Origin of the sequence: Pseudomonas sp. CBS, from assembly GCF_024734645.1 — a bacterium.
In the GTDB taxonomy this organism is placed as follows: Bacteria; Pseudomonadota; Gammaproteobacteria; order Pseudomonadales; family Pseudomonadaceae; genus Aquipseudomonas.
The window spans coordinates 5,958,165-5,975,463 of the sequence record NZ_CP102929.1 but is presented as its reverse complement, the minus strand read 5'-3'; the positions used below and the strand labels follow the sequence as shown (position 1 = coordinate 5,975,463).

Below are 17,299 nucleotides of genomic sequence, written 5' to 3'. Positions count from 1 at the left end.
TAGTGGGCCGTGTGACCCTTTGATTCGCCGATCCAGGCGTCCTGTTTGCGCCCCCTTCGGATCGCTTTTTGCGGAATCCTTCAAATGAGCCAACAGTTTCAACACGATGTCCTGGTGATTGGCAGCGGCGCCGCGGGCTTGAGCCTCGCATTGACCCTGCCGGGCCACCTGCGCATAGCCGTTCTGAGCAAGGGTGACCTGGCCAACGGTTCGACATTCTGGGCCCAGGGCGGTGTCGCTGCGGTGCTGGATGACACCGACACCGTGCAATCCCACGTCGAAGACACCCTGAATGCCGGCGGCGGCCTGTGCAATGAAGAAGCGGTGCGCTTCACCGTCGAGCACAGCCGCGAAGCCATCCAATGGTTGATCGACCAGGGCGTGCCCTTCACCCGCGATGAACATTCAGGCACCGACGACGGCGGCTTCGAGTTCCACCTGACCCGCGAGGGCGGCCACAGCCATCGGCGCATCATCCATGCCGCCGACGCCACCGGCGCCGCAATCTTCAAAACCCTGCTCGACCAAGCGCGCCAACGCCCCAACATCGAATTGCTGGAGCAGCGAGTCGCCGTCGACCTGATTACCGAAAAACGCCTGGGCCTGTCGGGCGAACGCTGCCTCGGCGCCTACGTGCTCAACCGCGCCAGTGGTGAAGTCGACACCTACGGCGCACGCTTCACGATTCTCGCCTCGGGCGGCGCAGCAAAGGTTTACCTCTACACCAGCAACCCCGACGGCGCCTGCGGTGATGGCATCGCCATGGCCTGGCGTTCCGGCTGCCGGGTGGCGAACCTGGAATTCAACCAGTTCCACCCCACCTGCCTGTATCACCCGCAAGCCAAGAGTTTCCTGATCACCGAAGCCCTGCGGGGCGAAGGCGCGCACCTGAAACTGCCCAACGGCGAACGCTTCATGCAGCGCTTCGACCCACGAGCCGAGCTGGCCCCACGAGACATCGTCGCCCGGGCCATCGACCATGAAATGAAGCGCCTGGGCATCGACTGCGTCTACCTGGACATCAGCCACAAGCCCGAAGCCTTTATCAAAACCCACTTCCCAACAGTGTACGAGCGCTGCCTGGCGTTCAACATCGACATCACCAAAGGCCCTATCCCGGTCGTGCCGGCGGCGCACTACACCTGCGGCGGCGTGATGGTCGACCAACACGGGCGCACCGACGTACCCGGCCTGTACGCCATCGGCGAAACCAGCTTCACCGGCCTGCACGGTGCCAACCGCATGGCCAGCAACTCGCTGCTGGAATGTTTCGTATACGCCCGCTCCGCCGCCGCCGACATCCTTGAACAACTGCCGCGCATCCCGGTGCCGGCTGCCCTGCCCCGCTGGGACGCCAGCCAGGTCACCGATTCGGATGAAGACGTGATCATCGCCCACAACTGGGACGAACTGCGGCGCTTCATGTGGGACTACGTGGGGATCGTGCGCACCAACAAACGCCTGGCGCGGGCGCAGCACCGGGTTCGGCTGCTGCTGGATGAGATCGACGAGTTCTACAGCAACTATAAAGTCAGCCGCGACCTGATCGAGCTGCGCAACCTGGCCCAGGTGGCGGAATTGATGATCCGCTCGGCCATGGAACGCAAAGAGAGCCGGGGCCTGCATTACACCCTCGATTACCCGCAAATGCTGCCCGAGGCTCGCGACACTATTCTGGTGCCAACCACCTACGGCGGCTGAACTTCAAGCGCACCCGCAGGCGCCGATGCACATCGGCGGCCTGCGAATCCCGCGGCACGCATATCGAACGCACCCGCCAGTCACCCTGCACCCGAAAGCGCAGCACCACGATCAACGGCAACGCCAGGCTGTCGGGGCGCAGTTGCACGCTGTGCCAGCCGCGGGCGGCGCTCCATAGCTGCCAGCCATCCTCATCACGACGCAGGCCACGAATCGACGAACGGTGAGTCAACAGGAGATGACGCGGCAGCACCCAACCGGCATGGGCCAGGCACACCAAGGCGCCAACGGCTGCAATCCACGGGGACACATCGAGAAACCACAACGCACCCAATGCGAACGCCTGGGCGAAAAGATAAACCGCCAGCAACTGCCCGGAGGCATGCCAGCGGCATTCGAACGTATTACTTGGGCTGGACACGATCCAGAATCATCCGAACCATGCGCTGCAGCTCCGGGTCTTCCGATTCGGCGCGTTCCATAAACCAGCCGAACATGTCCTGATCTTCGCATTCCAGCAGCTTGCGGTAGCAGTCGCGGTCGACGTCGTTGAGGTGCGGATAGACCTCCCTGACGAACGGTACCAGCAACACGTCCAGCTCAAGCATGCCGCGGCGGCTGTGCCAGTAGAGGCGATTGAGTTCTACATCTTCGACCATGGAGCGCTCCTCAAATAGAGCGCAAGTATACAGGCCGACGCTGCCTGGAACAGTCGGCTTTGGTCGGCCATACCGAAACTATCCATTTGCCGGGCGCCCCTCTATGATGCACTCATGACTTTTTAACCTGCGATGACCCATGGCTGACTCTGCTTTCTTCTGCTCCCTGTCCCACGAAGGCGTACTCGCCGTCCGCGGTTCCGACGCTGCCAAGTTCCTCCAGGGACAACTGACCTGCAACCTCAACTACCTGAGTGACACCCAGGCCAGCCTCGGCGCGCGCTGCACCCAAAAGGGGCGCATGCAGTCGAGCTTCCGCATCCTGCTGCAAGGCGATGGCGTGCTTCTGGCCATGGCCACCGAACTGCTGGAGCCGCAACTGGCAGACTTGAAAAAGTACGCCGTGTTCTCCAAATCCAAACTCACCGACGAAAGCGCCGACTGGGTGCGCTTCGGGGTGTCGGATGCGGATCAGGTACTGGCCAGCCTCGGCCTCGAACTACCCGCCGAGACCGACAGCGTGGTGCGCAGCGACGATCTGATCGCCATCCGCGTATCGCCAGGCCGCGCCGAACTCTGGGCCCCTGCCGCTCAAGCCGAAACCCTGCACGGCCAACTCGCCGCGCAATTGAACGAAGGTGAACTGAACCAATGGCTGTTGGGCCAGATCCGTGCCGGCATCGGCCAGGTCATGCCTCAGACCCGCGAACTGTTCATCCCGCAAATGCTCAACCTGCAAGCCATCGGCGGCGTCAGCTTCAAGAAAGGCTGCTACACCGGCCAGGAAATCGTCGCGCGCATGCAGTACCTGGGCAAACTCAAGCGCCGCCTGTACCGCCTGAGCCTGAATGCCAGTGAGCTGCCGGAGCCTGGCACCCCACTGTTTTCCCCGACTCACAACAGTGCCATCGGCGAGGTGGTCATTGCCGCCCGTGCCGACCAAGGGATTGAACTTCTAGCGGTGCTGCAAGCCGAAGCAGCAGAGAGTGGCGATGTGCATGTAGGCACGCTGGAAGGCCCGGGCCTTCAGTTGCTCGACCTGCCCTACCAACTGGACCGTGATCGCGAGATCCAGCGCTGATCGTCGTACCTTTTTGCAACACCCTAGAGATCATGAATGAACATGCTGGCGGAAAAAGTCCAACAGGCGTTGGTTGTGGCCATCGATAACGATGACCTGGTTCTGCCAACGCTGCCGGAAGTGGCCCTGAAGATTCGTCAGGCCGCCGAAGACCCGGACATCAGTATCAGCCATCTAAGCAAAGTGATCAGCCGCGATACCGCCTTGTCGGCGCGGCTGATCAAAGTGGTCAACAGCCCGCTGTTGCGCGCGACCCAGGAAGTCACCGACCTGCACACCGCCATCACCCGGTTGGGCACCAACTACAGCAGTAACCTGTCGATCGGTCTGGTAATGGAACAGATCTTTCACGCCCGTTCCGATGTGGTCGAACAGAAGATGCGCGACGTGTGGCGACGCAGCCTGGAAGTGGCCGGCGTGAGCTACGCGCTGTGCCGCAACCACAGCCAGTTGAAGCCTGACCAGGCGGCCCTCGGCGGTTTGGTGCACCAGATTGGCGTGCTGCCGATCCTGACCTACGCCGAAGATCACTATGAACTGCTGGCTGACCCCGTCAGCCTCAACCACGTGATTGAAAGCATCCACCCGCTGCTGGGGGACAAACTGCTGCGAAGGTGGGACTTCCCGGAAATGCTGGTGAACCTGCCAGGGCAATACCTCGACCTGGAGCGCGACTCCGAGCGCCTGGACTATATCGACCTGGTGCAGGTCGCCGTGCTGTATTGCCACCGCAATACCGACCATCCGCTCGCCAGCGTACCGGTATCGACGGTGCCTGCTATCAAGAAACTGCGCCTCGACCCCTACAGCGAAGCCCTGCGCACCGAGCTGGATGAAGCGCGGTCGATGTTTTACTGATTACCCCGCAATAAAACTGACCCGCACTTTCAACCCCGCCAACTCACCGTCATGCAAGCTGATCTGCGCCAGATGTGCCCGGCAGATCTCACCGACAATCGCCAGCCCCAAGCCCGAACCCAAGCCCTGCTGACTGCGCCGATAGAACCGCTCGAATACCCGGTCCCGCTCATCCAGCGGGATACCCGGGCCGTCGTCTTCCACCTCAAGCACCGCCGGCGCCGTCACCCGCAGGATCACATTGCCGCCCGGCGGCGTATGGGCCAAGGCGTTGTCCACCAGGTTGCTCAACAACTCGTTCAACAAGGTCGGCTCGCCTCGCAGCCATACCGGCTCATCCGCTTCCAGCGCCAAGGCCACGCCACGTGCATGGGCCAGCGGCGCCATGGCCATGCCCAGTTCGCGGGCCAATTGGCTCAAGTCCAGCAACTGGGCCCCGCCTTCGGCAATCGCCCGGGCACCGTTTTCAATGCGAGCCAGCGACAGTAATTGGTTGGCCAGGTGAGTCAGGCGATCAGTGCCCTGGGCCGCGGTTTCCAGGGTGGTGCGCCAGGTGGCCGGGTCTTCGGCGCGCAGGCCGAGTTCCAGCCGGGCTTTGAGGGCCGCCAGCGGCGTACGCAGCTCATGGGCGGCGTCGGCAATAAACTGCGCCTGGCGCTCGAACTGCCCGCGCAAGCGTTCGGTGAAGTGGTTGAGCGCCCGCACCAGCGGGCCCAGTTCATGCTGCACCTCTACCAAGGGCAACGGCCGCAGATCATCCGGCTGACGCTCCTCTACCGCCGTGCGCAAACGCTCCAGCGGCCGCAACGCCGCACTCACCGCAAAGAACACCAAAAACAATGCACCGATGGCCAGCATCCCTAAGCGCAGCAAGGTATCGGCCATCAGGCTGCGAGCCATGGCGACCCGCGCCTCGTCGGTTTCGGCCACACGGATCTCCGCCATGCCGTTCATGTTCGGTTCGGAGACGGCCTTGAGCAGGCTGACCACTCGCACGTTCTGGCCCTGATACTTGGCGTTATAAAAGCGCGCCAGCGCCGGATAGTCATCGGTGCGCGGCGTGCCCGGCGGTGGGCCCGGCAGGTTCTCATAGCCGGAAATCAGCTTCTGGTGAATATCGTTGACCTGGTAGTAAATCCGCCCGGCGCTGTCATAGGCGAACGTATCCAGGGCCACGTACGGCACATCGGCACTCAAGGACCCATCACGATGAGACACGCCGGCCGCAATGGTTCGCGCCGAGGCCAACAGCGTGCGGTCATAAGCCGTGTCCGCCGCCTCGCGCCCATTCCAGTAAGCGCTCAAGCCGCTGGCGAGCATCAACACCACCAGCAACAGCGCGAGGTTCCACAGCAGGCGCCAGCGCAGGCTGCTGGGCTTATGCATCGCGGGCTTCCAGCAAGTACCCCAAACCACGGAAGGTGACGATGGCCACAGGCTGGCCATCGAGTTTCTTGCGCAGGCGATGCACGTAGATTTCGATGGCGTCGGGGCTGGCCTCTTCATCCAGGCCGAACACCTGGGAGGCCAGTTGCTCCTTGCTCATCACCCGGCCCGGACGTGCAATCAGCGCCTCAAGCACCGCCTGCTCGCGGGAGGTCAGGGTCAGCAGTTCGCCACCCAGGGTGAAGCGCCGCGTATCCAGGTCGTAAATCAGCACGCCACACGCCTGCTGGCGCTCACCGCCCAGCACGCTACGGCGCAGCAGGGCTTTGACTCGGGCTTCCAGCTCCGTCAGTTCGAATGGCTTGGCCAGGTAGTCATCCGCGCCCAGGTTAAGGCCGTGCACCCGGTCTTTCACATCACTGCGAGCGGTCAACATCAGCACCGGCAGGTTTTTCCCACGAGCTCGCAACCGCGCCAACACCTCGAAACCGTCCATGCGCGGCAGGCCCACATCGAGGATCGCCACCGCGTACTCCTCGCTGCTCAAGGCCAGGTCCGCGGCCACCCCATCGTGCAACACGTCGACGGTCAAACCCGTGCTCTTGAGCGCTTGGGCGACACTTTCGGCGAGCTGCAAATGGTCTTCAACCAGAAGGACACGCATGGGGTTTTACCTCGTTAGGGGGTGGTCGGCGCCACGCTTTGCCGGGGAGTTTACAGGCGCCACCTGCGCTGTGAAGCCCGAAAACATTGAAAGGCGACTGAAAGGTTAGTGAAAGCTTCGCCCTTTAGCATCCAGCCACGGTGGGTTTCGCCTGCCGAGCTATTTCACCTGTAGCGCCCGAAAAACGCCTCGAAGCGTTTTCGCCAAAATAAGAACAATAAAACGGAGTACACCCACGATGCTGCGCACTCAGCCGCCCGCTCGTTCTTCTCGTTTCACCCAGACCGCCCTTGCCAGTGCTGCCGCCTTTGCCGGCTTTTCGCCCGTAGGCCAAGCCGCCTTTTTCGAGGACAGCACCGCCACCCTCGAAACCCGCAACATGTACTTCAATCGCGACTTTCGCGATGGCACCAGCGCACAACAATCCAAGCGCGACGAGTGGGCCCAGGGCTTCATGCTCAACCTGCAGTCGGGCTACACCGACGGCACCGTCGGCTTTGGTGTGGATGCCCTGGGCATGCTCGGGGTCAAGCTCGACTCCAGTCCCGACCGCACCGGCACCGGCCTGCTGCCCACCCACGATGATGGCCGCGCCGCCAACGAATATTCCAAACTCGGCCTGACCGGCAAAGTGAAGATCTCCGCCACCGAGCTGAAGATAGGCGCACTGATCCCCGAGTTGCCGATCCTCAAACCCAACGACGGGCGCATCCTGCCCCAAACGTTTGAAGGCGGCCTGTTGAGTTCCAAGGAGTTCAAGAACCTGGTGTTCACCGGCGGCCGCCTGAACAAGGCCAAGGACCGCGACGACACCAACTACGAAGACATCGGCCTCAATAACAAGAACAGCCGCTTCCTCAGCGGCGCCACCGGCAAGCATTTCGACTTCGGCGGCGTGGACTACAAGTTCGCCGACAAGATCACCGGCAGCTACCACTTTGCCCAACTCGACGACGTGTACCGCCAGCATTTCCTCGGCCTGGTCGCCTCGCGCCCAATGGGCCCCGGCACTTTTGGCGCCGACCTGCGCCTGGCCGTCAGTGATGACACCGGCGCAGCCCGCGGCGGCAAGATCGACAACACCTCCCTCAACGGCCTGTTCAGCTATGCCCTCAATGGCCATAAGCTCAGCGCCGGCTATCAGCACATGTCCGGCGATAGCGCCTTTCCCTACGTGGACGGTAGCGATCCTTACCTTGTCAACTTCGTGCAGATCAACGACTTTGCCGGCGCCGAAGAACGCTCCTGGCAAGCACGCTACGACTACGACTTCGCCAAGCTGGGGATTCCCGGCCTGAGTTTCATGAGCCGTTACCTGTCGGGTGACAACATCAAGCTCAAGAACGGCGAGACCGGCAAGGAGTGGGAACGCAACAGCGAGATCAAGTACGTGGTGCAAAGCGGCACCTTCAAGGACGTGGCCGTGCGCCTGCGTAATGCCACTTACCGTTCCAACTATTCGGCCCGTGATGCGGATGAAGTGCGCCTGCTGGTGAGCTACAGCGTCGCACTCTGGTAACAGCAACCTCATAACAACAACGATGGAGATGAACATGACCCTTTCGCTGCGTAAATTTGCCCTGACAGCCAGCTGCATGCTGTTCGCCAGCCAATTGATGGCCGCCGAACCCAAGCGCCCTGAATGCATCGCCCCGGCGTCCCCGGGCGGTGGTTTTGACCTGACCTGCAAACTGGCGCAAAGCGCGCTGGTCAACCAGAAGCTGCTGAGCAAGCCGATGCGCGTGACCTACATGCCTGGCGGCGTGGGCGCGGTGGCCTATAACGCCGTCGTCGCCCAGCGCCCGGCCGACGCCGGCACGCTGGTGGCGTGGTCCAGCGGCTCGCTGCTGAACCTGGCCCAGGGCAAGTTTGGCCGCTTCGATGAAAGCGCCGTGCGCTGGCTTGCAGCCGTCGGTACCAGCTACGGTGCCATCGCGGTAAAAAACGATTCGCCCTACAAAAACCTCGACGACCTGGTCAAGGCCCTGAAGAAAGACCCGGGCAGCGTGGTCATCGGTTCCGGCGGCACCGTCGGCAGCCAGGACTGGATGCAAACCGCACTGATCGCCAAGGCCGCCGGGATCAACCCGCGTGACCTGCGTTATGTGGCACTGGAAGGCGGCGGTGAAATCGCCACCGCATTGCTCGGCGGCCACATCCAGGTGGGCAGCACCGACATCTCCGACTCCATGCCGCACATCCTCAGCGGCGACATGCGCCTGCTGGCGGTGTTCTCCGACGAGCGCCTGGACGAGCCGGAAATGAAGAACATTCCGACCGCCAAGGAACAAGGCTACGACATCGTCTGGCCGGTGGTACGTGGCTTCTACCTCGGGCCAAAAGTCAGCGACGAAGACTACGCCTGGTGGAAAGACGCCTTCGACAAACTGCTGGCTTCCGACGAGTTCGCCAAGCTGCGTGACCAGCGCGAGCTGTTCCCGTTCGCCATGACCGGCCCGGAGCTGGACACCTACGTAAAGAAACAGGTGGCTGACTACAAAGTACTGGCCAAAGAGTTCGGCCTGATCCAGTAATCGCCCCTCTGTGGGAGCGGGCTTGCTCGCGAAAAACTTCAACGATGACGCGTGCTGCCTGTATAAACGCGACGTCCTGGCGTTCTTCGTGAGCAAGCTCGCGCCTACAAGAGTCTCCAAGGAGTTTGCCATGCTCTTACAACGCATTTTCGCCTCAGTGATGTTGTTGGTCTGCGCCGGCCTCGCACTGATGGCCTGGCCTTATCAGGCGTCGTTTTCCTACGAGCCGGTAGGGCCTCGGGCCTACCCGCTGTTGATGCTCGGGCTGATGGGCCTGGGGCTGATCTACATGCTGTTTCGCCCACAGCCCACCCAGCACACTGAAGAAGAGCCCGCGCTGGACCGCCAGACCCTGATCAAGATCGGCATCTGTGTCGCGTTGCTGCTGGTGTTTGCCGGCACCTTCGAATCCCTGGGTTTCATCCTCAGCAGCATGCTGATCGGGATTCCGATGGCCCGCTTGTATGGCGGCCGCTGGAAGCCCAGCGTGGTGATCGTGACCTTGATGAGCATCGGTCTTTACCTGTTGTTCGACAAAGCCATGGATGTACCGCTGCCGCTCGGCCTGCTTGAAGTTCTGGAGAACTGATATGGATACGTTCAGCTATTTGGGCCAGGGCTTCGGCGTTGCACTGACCCCTTACAACCTCATCACCGCGCTGTGCGGCACCTTGATCGGCACCGTCGTCGGCCTGTTGCCGGGCCTCGGGCCGATCAACGGCGTGGCGCTGTTGATCCCCATCGCATTTGCCCTCGGGCTGCCGCCTGAGTCGGCCTTGATCCTGTTGGCGGCCGTGTACCTGGGCTGCGAATACGGCGGGCGCATCAGCTCGATTCTGCTGAACATCCCGGGTGAAGCCTCCACCGTGATGACCACCCTCGACGGCTACCCGATGGCCCGTAAGGGCCTGGCAGGTGTTGCGTTGTCGCTGTCGGCGTGGAGTTCGTTCATCGGTGCGTTTATCGCCACCTGCGGCATGGTGCTGTTCGCCCCGCTGCTGGCCAAATGGGCGATTGCCTTCGGTCCGGCGGAATATTTCGTCCTGATGGTGTTTGCCATCGTCTGCCTGGGTGGCATGGCCGGTGACAAACCGCTGAAGACCTTTGTCGCAGCGTTGATCGGCCTGTTTCTGTCTGCGGTGGGTATCGATGCCAACAGCGGTGTGTACCGCTTCACCGGCGATAACATCCACCTGACCGACGGCATCCAATTCGTGGTGCTGGTGCTGGGCCTGTTCTCCATCAGCGAAATCCTGTTGCTGCTGGAAAAAACCCACCGCGGCCAGGAAGCGGTGAAAGCTACCGGACGGATGATGTTTAACCTGAAGGAAGCTTCCGCAGTATTCGTCGTAAATATTCGCTGCGGCCTGTTGGGCTTCATCATGGGCGTATTGCCGGGCGCGGGCGCAACACTGGCGTCCGCCGTGGCCTACATGACCGAAAAACGCCTGGCCGGTGCCAGCGGTAAATTCGGCCAGGGCGACATGCGTGGCCTGGCAGCGCCGGAAACCGCAATCGGTGCTTCCGCCTGCGGCGCCCTGGTGCCGATGCTCACCCTCGGCGTACCCGGTTCGGGCACCACGGCGGTGATGATCGGCGCGCTGTCGCTGTACAACATCACCCCCGGCCCACTGCTGTTCCAACAGCAACCGGACATCGTCTGGGGCCTGATCGCCTCGTTGTTTATCGCCAACATCATGCTGGTGATCCTCAACATCCCGATGATCCGCATCTTCACCCGCATCCTCGCCGTGCCGAACTGGGCGCTGGTGCCGGTGATCGCCATCATCACCGCGATTGGCGTGTACGCGGTTCACGCCACCACTTTCGACCTGTTCCTGATGGTCGGCATCGGCATCTTCGGCTACATCCTGCGCAAGCTGGATTTCCCGCTGTCGCCGGTGCTGCTGGGCTTTATCCTCGGTGGGTTGATGGAACAGAACCTGCGTCGTGCGCTGTCGATTTCCAACGGTGAACTGCAGATCCTCTGGTCGAGCCCGATCACCTTTGGCGTATGGGTACTGACGGCCTTGATGTTGTTGTTCCCGCTGGTGCGCATCTGGCGCAAGCGTTCCCTGCAGCGCCGTGCCGTGGCCGATGTCTGAGGCCACGTTTAAAAACTGGTGGGCAACACCGCTGGTCGGTCTGCTGGGCGGGTACCTCGCCAGCCAGATCGGCTGGCCACTGCCGTACATGGTCGGCTCGTTGCTGGCGATCATCCTCGTGCGCTGCCTCACACCCTGGCAGCTGGCAGAAATTCCCGGCGGCCGCAAATGCGGCCAATGGGTGGTGGGCATCGGCATCGGCCTGCACTTCACCCCGGTGGTGATGGAACAGGTGATGAGCCACTTCGGCCTGATCTTTTTCGGCGCACTGGTCACCAGCCTCTCGAGCATTGTGGGCGTGTGGTTGATGCGCCGTAGCGGTGAAGACCGCGCCACGGCGTTTTTCTCGAGCATGCCGGGCGGGTCGGGGGAGATGGTCAACCTCGGTGCACGCAATGGCGCGGTGCTCAGCCGCGTTGCCGCAGGCCAGAGTTTGCGGGTGTTGGTGGTGGTGCTGTGTGTACCGGCGGCGTTCAAGTATTTGCTGGGGGAAGGTGTTCCGCAGTTTCATCCGGCGACCGTCGATTGGGCCTGGCTGGCGGTGCTGTTCCCCGTCGGTGCTTTGGTAGCCTGGGGGTGGCAGCGTTTGCGTCAGCCAAACCCATGGTTGTTCGGGCCGCTGCTGGTCAGTGCCGCCGTCAGTATCACCTGGGACTTGCACATCGGCCTGCCAGACGGTGGCAGCCAGATCGGTCAGTGGCTGATCGGCAGCGGCCTGGGCTGCCACTTCAATCGGCAGTTCTTCCGGCGCGCGCCATTGTTCATGGGGCGTACCTTGATCGGTACCGCATTGACCATGTTGATCGCGACGCTGGCGGCGGTGGGCTTGAGTGCCCTGACGCATCTGGATCTGCGCTCACTGACACTGGGCATGATGCCCGGGGGGATCGCCGAGATGAGCCTGACGGCAGAAACCCTGCAACTGTCGGTGCCATTGGTAACGGCGATGCAGGTGATGCGCCTGTTGTTTGTGTTGTTTCTGGCGGAGCCGTTGTTTCGGCATTGGAACCGGCAACCAGACAAAATCTAACGCCTTGGCGACGTTCAATTGTGGGAGCTGTCCAGCCCCAGCGGGGCTGCGATAGCGGTGGGTCAGGCAGCATTGATGCTGACTGTGCGGCCGTCTTCGCAGCCTCGCTAAAGCTCGACAGCTCCTACATTGGATCTATGTCAAACCGGCGGCAATCGCCACTCGATTGGCGTCTCGCCATTCTGCTCAAGAAACTTGTTAGCGCGGCTGAAATGCCCGCAGCCAATAAACCCTCTATACGCCGACAGCGGCGACGGATGCACCGACGTCAGCACCAGGTGCTTGGTGGCGTCGATCAACTTCTGCTTGCCCTGCGCGTGGGCGCCCCAGAGCAAGAACACCAGGTGCGGCTGATGCTCGCTCACCACTTCAATAATCCGATCGGTAAAGAACTGCCAACCCTTGCCCGCATGGGCGTTGGCATTCGCGCGCTCCACGGTCATGGTGGTGTTGATCATCAACACGCCCTGGTCAGCCCAGCTTTGCAGGTAGCCGTGGTTGGGGATGTCGATGTTCAGGTCGCGCTTGAGTTCTTTGTAGATATTGACCAACGACGGCGGCGCCGGCACGCCCGGCTGCACCGAGAAGCACAAGCCGTGGGCCTGGCCCGGGCCGTGGTAGGGGTCCTGGCCGAGGATCACCACCTTGACCTTATCCAGCGGCGTTGAGTTGAGCGCGTTGAAGATCATCGGGCCCGGCGGGTAGATTTCCTTGCCGGCCGCGTGCTCCTGGCGCAGGAATTCCCGCAGCTGGGCCATGTACGGCTGGTCGAACTCGTCACGCAGGGCGTGTTTCCAGCTGGGTTCGAGTTTGATACGGTCGTCGGAGGTCATGGTTGCATCCAGAAAAAACAATGGTGCGAACCCTAGGAAAGCCCACCCTGCTTGTCAATTGATCTGACGCAGAACCAGCACTTTCCCGCGAAGCGATCATACTGAACCTTCACTTTCTCGATTGAGGTCATGATGAACCTGCACTTCGAAGAGCTGATTGGCACCGGCGGCGCCCGCATTGGCATCGCCAGCCTGGACGCGGAAAAATCCCTCAACGCCCTGTCCTTGCCGATGATCCAGGCCCTGAGCGAACGCCTGGACGCCTGGGCCAAAGACCCGCAAATCGTCTGCGTGCTGCTGCGCGGCAATGGCCCCAAGGCCTTTTGCGCCGGTGGCGAAGTACGTAGCCTGGCCCAGGCCTGCCTCGAGCATCCCGGAGAAGTCCCGGCGCTGGCCGCGCAATTTTTCGCCGCTGAATACCGTCTCGACTACCGCCTGCACACCTACCCGAAACCGCTGATCTGCTGGGGTCACGGCTATGTGCTGGGCGGCGGCATGGGCTTGCTGCAAAGTGCCGCGGTGCGCATCGTCACCCCGAGCAGCCGCCTGGCCATGCCGGAAATAAGCATCGGCCTGTACCCGGACGTGGGCGCCAGTTGGTTTCTGTCCCGCCTGCCCGGCAAGTTGGGTTTGTTCCTCGGCCTGACCGGCGCCCACATGAATGGCCGCGACGCCCTGGACCTGGGCCTGGCCGACCGCTTCCTGCTGGATGAACAACAAGACGAGCTGCTCGAAGGCCTGCTGCAACTGAACTGGCAGGAACAGACCGACATGCAACTCAACAGCCTGCTCAAGGCTCTGGCCCAGGAAGCCATCGGTCAGTTGCCCGAAGCCCAATGGCTGCCGCGCCGTGGGCAGATCGACGAGTGGTTGGATGTAGGCGATGTGCGCTGCGCGTGGCGCGCCTTGAGCCCGTTGCGCGACCACACCGACCCGCTGTTCAGCCGCGCCGGCAAGACCCTGAGCGAAGGCTGCCCGCTGACCGCACACCTGGTATGGGAGCAGATCCAGCGGGCGCGGCACCTGTCCCTGGCCCAGGTGTTCCAGATGGAATACACCTTGAGCCTGAACTGCTGCCGTCACCCGGAATTCAGCGAAGGCGTGCGGGCGCGGTTGATCGACAAGGACCAACGGCCCCACTGGCATTGGCCGGACATCAACTTGATCCCCGAGGCCGTGGTGCAGGCGCACTTCCACAAGGTGTGGGAAGGGCGGCATCCGCTGGCGGACTTGTCGGACTATTGAACGCCCGTCAGCGTTTTGCCGCCTCGAACGTGAAGGCACAATTATCGGGTTGACGGTCTTCGCACTGGAATGTGGGTTGCCCGAAAACATCAGTACCCGGTTGCCAGTGCGTGGTCTCAGCCAGCGACATCGTGCCCTCGCCCCGGGCCGGGCCGAACCTCAAGGCAACCGTGTTACCGCGGACGGTTTTATAGATGCACTTTTCCAGGTAGCCACGTTTGCGCTCACCCGACTCCCGAGGGATAAAAATCGCGCCCACAAAAGTTTCCACAAGGTCTTGGCCGCTCATTGCCTGGCTTACCCAGGTGGACTCTTTATCAGCTCCCTGAAAGTGGCCATCAACGTAGCGCACGGTACTCGGGTAAGGACAGCCCTGCGCCGCCGCCAACGTGCTGAAGCCTGAAAGAATAAAAACGAACAAGTAAAGCGAGCTGACTCGCATGGTATGGGCTCCGCCAGTCGATGCAGGAAACAACACGCCAGATAGCGTCCGCCCCCAATTAACTACAGTCGTAGCCCATAGAATAGCTGTCAAATATGACAGTACCGACCAACGGTCAGCAAAAACGGCGCCTGAGCGCCGTTTTTCCAATTAATACGATCAGCGATGCCCGCCACGGCCTCCACCCTGGCCACGCCCGCCACCATTACCCCAGTGGCCGTTGCCCCAACCCTGATTGGGGTAAGGCCGGTAACCGGCTCGCGGCCCCGCAGGGTAATAGCGAGGCGCCGGCTGGTAATAACGCGGCGACGGGTAATAACGCTGCGGTGGCGGGTAGTAACCCTGGCGGTAATGATAATAAGGACCGCCGCCGTAGTAATACGCCGGCGCGGGCGCCGTGTAGACCTCGGAACCGTAGTAGGCCTGGCCGCCACCGTAATAAGGCGCGCACGCAGAAAGGGTCAAACCGAGCAAAGCGATAAGAAGCAGTCGACGATACATGGCGGCCTCCTGGACCGCGGAAGAGCACACCCAGCGACGCTGGGGGGCGGCAAACAGCTTTCACTGCCTGACGAAATATCTGACATCAAAAAGCGAATCTGGTGCTATTTGGTAATAGCTTGATACATGTAAATCCCGTCCCTTACCTCGCCTCGACGACAGCCCTGCCGTGAAAACCAACTCCCTGGATGGATTTTAATCGGCATTGAAACTTCAATAATCCGAATGATGTCATTATGATTCCACGCAATGGCACGGACGCTCTAGTGCGGTCATCCTATCGTCATCAAACCGGATCTCAGCCATGAAACTCTCAACCAAACTGCTGCTTTCGTTCGTACTGTGCGCCTTCATCACGCTGGCAGTGGGGACATTGGGTATCAAGGGGGTCAGCCGGCTGGCAACCGCCCTTGATTTAGCTTTCTCCAACAATCTGGTATCCGTCAGTAATACCAATGCCACCCTGAACGGCCTTGTTGCCCACAACCGGGGTCTGTATCGCTTGCTGGATGCCAGCAATGGCGGTGTTTCCTCACAAGACCTCGACCGGGTTCGCCAGGACATCGCCAATGAGTTAAAGCGTAGCCAAACGGCCTATGCGACTTACCGCGCAACGCCTCTCGAGGACGACGAGCGGGCGGCGGGAGACACCCTGGACCAGGTCTGGCCAAACTACGTTGCCAGCTCCGGGCAAATTATTTCAATGATTGATGCCGGTCACGCCGATCAAGCGCGCACACTGCTCAACACCAACAACAATGCGCTATTCAGGCAGTCCCGCGACCTGCTCAAAATCATGGTCGATTCCAATAATCGCCAGATCAAGGAAGGCGCAGAAGCGGCGGATGTTTTGCGTAGCGATGCCTTGCAATGGATGATCGGCGGTATCGTCCTGGCATTTATTGTCGCGATCACCATCGGCCTATTGATCACCCGTCTCATCACCCAGCCCCTCGCCCAGGCGGTGCAAAGCGCACAACGTGTCGCACAGGGCAACCTGACGCAGGCCATCATCACTGATCGCAAGGATGAAGCCGGGCAGTTGCTGATGGCGTTATCCGACATGCAGGGGGGCTTGAAAAGTACCTTGCTGGAAATTTCTAACGCCTCTGACCAACTGGCCTCCGCAGCGGAAGAACTGAGCGCGGTGACCGACGAAAGTACTCGCAGCCTGACCCGCCAGAACGACGAAATCCAGCAAGCCGCCACCGCCGTGAACCAGATGACCGCAGCGGTGGACGAGGTAGCGCGTAATGCGGTGTCGACGTCCGAGGCCTCTGGCCAGGCGACTGCTGAAGCGGATGATGGCCGCCTGCAAGTGGACCAGGCCGTGTCCGGGATGAGTTCGATGGTCAGTGAGATCAATGATTCCACCCAGGCCGTGGTTGATCTGGCCGCCCAGGTTCGGGAAATTGCCAAGGTGGTGGATGTGATTCGTGGCATTGCGGACCAAACCAATCTGCTGGCCCTCAATGCGGCGATTGAAGCGGCGCGTGCCGGCGAGCAAGGCCGAGGCTTTGCCGTCGTGGCGGATGAAGTCCGGGCGTTGGCCCATCGCACGCAAACTTCCACCGTCGACATCGAAAACATGATCGGCACCGTGCAGCTAGGGGCGGATGGCGCCGTTGCGGCCATGAACAAGAGCCTTACCTGGGCCAACAACACCCAGACAATGGCGCAGAATGCGGGCGAAGCATTGCAGCGCATCACCCACAGCGTGGCGAAGATCAACGAACGCAACCTGGTGATTGCCTCGGCGTCCGAAGAGCAAGCCCAGGTGGCGCGGGAAGTGGATCGCAACCTGCTCAATATCCAAGACCTGTCGACGCAGACCGCTGCCGGCGCCCACCAGACCAACGCCTCGAGTCAAGAGCTGTCGCGATTGGCCACATCGTTCAATACCCTGGTGGCCAAGTTCCAGCTCTAGAAAAACCGGGTGATCCATCGGGCCCGGGGGTTCGCTTCATTGCAGTGCAACCACGCACCAGCGCAATGCATGAACACCCGGCGCCACGCCTCCATGCCTGTCGGCAGGCCTGTAAATCCGCGCCATCTCTCACTTGGCACGACTCTCGCTTTACCTCTCCCGTGCAAGAGTCATCACAGGTTCGCGGCACCACAATTTGCAATGGCTGACTAGGGTTCCGGCTCGCTAAGGCGAGTGGCTGGTCCGAGAGTTGGCGACCTCCAGTTGAGGTTACACGGCGGGATAAAAGCCCGGGAGACAAGCCACCGTTTACGGTGCCGCGTTGCTCCTGCT

17 protein-coding genes and 1 riboswitch are annotated in these 17,299 nt (G+C 61.4%); of the genes, 10 read left to right on the top strand and 7 right to left on the bottom strand.

All coding sequences use genetic code 11. The features are described 5' to 3' along the window. Positions 1 to 84 precede the first annotated feature (84 nt). Positions 85 to 1,701 carry an L-aspartate oxidase gene (nadB, locus tag NVB75_RS27205; protein WP_177070731.1) on the top strand — a complete coding sequence of 539 codons (1,617 nt, stop codon included), beginning with the start codon at positions 85 to 87 and terminating at the stop codon, positions 1,699 to 1,701. On the opposite strand, the gene NVB75_RS27200 is transcribed toward nadB, so the two are convergent. Then, a complete protein-coding gene (locus NVB75_RS27200) occupies positions 1,670 to 2,122 on the bottom strand; it encodes a protein YgfX (RefSeq protein ID WP_258344144.1) in 453 nt (150 codons plus the stop codon). The two genes, nadB and NVB75_RS27200, sit on opposite strands and share 32 nt — an antisense overlap. Continuing rightward, positions 2,106 to 2,360, bottom strand: coding sequence for a succinate dehydrogenase assembly factor 2 (locus tag NVB75_RS27195; protein WP_003212000.1), 255 nt, complete (start codon positions 2,358 to 2,360; stop codon positions 2,106 to 2,108). Before NVB75_RS27195 ends, NVB75_RS27200 begins: the two co-directional genes overlap by 17 nt. 139 nt (positions 2,361 to 2,499) lie before the next feature. Here NVB75_RS27195 and NVB75_RS27190 point away from each other — a divergent pair, with 139 nt between their 5' ends. Together NVB75_RS27190 and NVB75_RS27185 are read left to right on the top strand one after the other, a co-directional pair. Then, on the top strand, positions 2,500 to 3,441 hold the full coding sequence (locus tag NVB75_RS27190) for a folate-binding protein YgfZ (RefSeq protein WP_258344142.1): 942 nt from the start codon (positions 2,500 to 2,502) through the stop codon (positions 3,439 to 3,441). Positions 3,442 to 3,477: 36 nt separating this feature from the next. Further along, on the top strand, positions 3,478 to 4,299 hold the full coding sequence (locus tag NVB75_RS27185) for an HDOD domain-containing protein (RefSeq protein WP_258344141.1): 822 nt from the start codon (positions 3,478 to 3,480) through the stop codon (positions 4,297 to 4,299). Here NVB75_RS27185 and NVB75_RS27180 read toward each other — a convergent pair whose 3' ends face one another. Both NVB75_RS27180 and NVB75_RS27175 read right to left on the bottom strand, forming a co-directional pair. Continuing rightward, positions 4,300 to 5,685 (bottom strand): sensor histidine kinase, encoded by a 1,386-nt coding sequence (locus NVB75_RS27180; protein WP_258344140.1) that lies wholly within the window; start codon positions 5,683 to 5,685, stop codon positions 4,300 to 4,302. Beyond that, the gene (locus NVB75_RS27175; RefSeq protein ID WP_003212008.1) at positions 5,678 to 6,349 is read right to left on the bottom strand and encodes a response regulator; all 672 of its coding nucleotides are present in this window, start codon (positions 6,347 to 6,349) and stop codon (positions 5,678 to 5,680) included. Before NVB75_RS27175 ends, NVB75_RS27180 begins: the two co-directional genes overlap by 8 nt. A 238-nt stretch (positions 6,350 to 6,587) precedes the next feature. Between NVB75_RS27175 and NVB75_RS27170 the strand changes: the two genes are divergently transcribed. The 5 genes from NVB75_RS27170 to NVB75_RS27150 all read left to right on the top strand — a co-directional run bounded on the left by NVB75_RS27170 (position 6,588) and on the right by NVB75_RS27150 (position 12,018). Continuing rightward, positions 6,588 to 7,868, top strand: a complete 1,281-nt coding sequence (locus tag NVB75_RS27170; protein ID WP_093200760.1) for an OprD family porin — start codon at positions 6,588 to 6,590, stop codon at positions 7,866 to 7,868. Positions 7,869 to 7,896: 28 nt separating this feature from the next. After that, positions 7,897 to 8,883 carry a tripartite tricarboxylate transporter substrate binding protein gene (locus tag NVB75_RS27165; protein ID WP_258344139.1) on the top strand — a complete coding sequence of 329 codons (987 nt, stop codon included), beginning with the start codon at positions 7,897 to 7,899 and terminating at the stop codon, positions 8,881 to 8,883. 130 nt (positions 8,884 to 9,013) lie between these two features. Then, the gene (locus NVB75_RS27160) at positions 9,014 to 9,472 is read left to right on the top strand and encodes a tripartite tricarboxylate transporter TctB family protein (RefSeq protein ID WP_258344138.1); all 459 of its coding nucleotides are present in this window, start codon (positions 9,014 to 9,016) and stop codon (positions 9,470 to 9,472) included. 1 nt (position 9,473) lies between these two features. After that, a complete protein-coding gene (locus NVB75_RS27155; protein ID WP_063032650.1) occupies positions 9,474 to 10,988 on the top strand; it encodes a tripartite tricarboxylate transporter permease in 1,515 nt (504 codons plus the stop codon). After that, positions 10,981 to 12,018, top strand: coding sequence for an AbrB family transcriptional regulator (locus NVB75_RS27150; RefSeq protein ID WP_258344137.1), 1,038 nt, complete (start codon positions 10,981 to 10,983; stop codon positions 12,016 to 12,018). The genes NVB75_RS27155 and NVB75_RS27150 overlap by 8 nt, the downstream gene beginning before the upstream one ends. Positions 12,019 to 12,158: 140 nt before the next feature. Here the strand turns inward: NVB75_RS27150 and ung are convergent, their stop codons facing one another. Beyond that, positions 12,159 to 12,851, bottom strand: a complete 693-nt coding sequence (gene ung, locus NVB75_RS27145) for a uracil-DNA glycosylase (RefSeq protein ID WP_017479266.1) — start codon at positions 12,849 to 12,851, stop codon at positions 12,159 to 12,161. Positions 12,852 to 12,983: 132 nt separating this feature from the next. On the opposite strand from ung, the gene NVB75_RS27140 reads away from it, so the two are divergent. After that, positions 12,984 to 14,096, top strand: a complete 1,113-nt coding sequence (locus NVB75_RS27140) for an enoyl-CoA hydratase/isomerase family protein (protein ID WP_258344136.1) — start codon at positions 12,984 to 12,986, stop codon at positions 14,094 to 14,096. A gap of 7 nt (positions 14,097 to 14,103) precedes the next feature. Here NVB75_RS27140 and NVB75_RS27135 read toward each other — a convergent pair whose 3' ends face one another. Next, positions 14,104 to 14,538: a DUF3757 domain-containing protein gene (locus NVB75_RS27135; protein WP_258344135.1), complete on the bottom strand. Its 435-nt coding sequence runs from the start codon at positions 14,536 to 14,538 to the stop codon at positions 14,104 to 14,106. Positions 14,539 to 14,697: 159 nt separating this feature from the next. Next, complete coding sequence (locus tag NVB75_RS27130) at positions 14,698 to 15,039, bottom strand: hypothetical protein (RefSeq protein ID WP_258344134.1); 342 nt, start codon at positions 15,037 to 15,039, stop codon at positions 14,698 to 14,700. A gap of 304 nt (positions 15,040 to 15,343) precedes the next feature. Between NVB75_RS27130 and NVB75_RS27125 the strand changes: the two genes are divergently transcribed. After that, the gene (locus tag NVB75_RS27125) at positions 15,344 to 16,966 is read left to right on the top strand and encodes a methyl-accepting chemotaxis protein (protein WP_258344133.1); all 1,623 of its coding nucleotides are present in this window, start codon (positions 15,344 to 15,346) and stop codon (positions 16,964 to 16,966) included. Between the two features lie 198 nt (positions 16,967 to 17,164). Then, positions 17,165 to 17,265, top strand: a riboswitch (guanidine-I (ykkC/yxkD leader). Positions 17,266 to 17,299 lie beyond the last annotated feature (34 nt).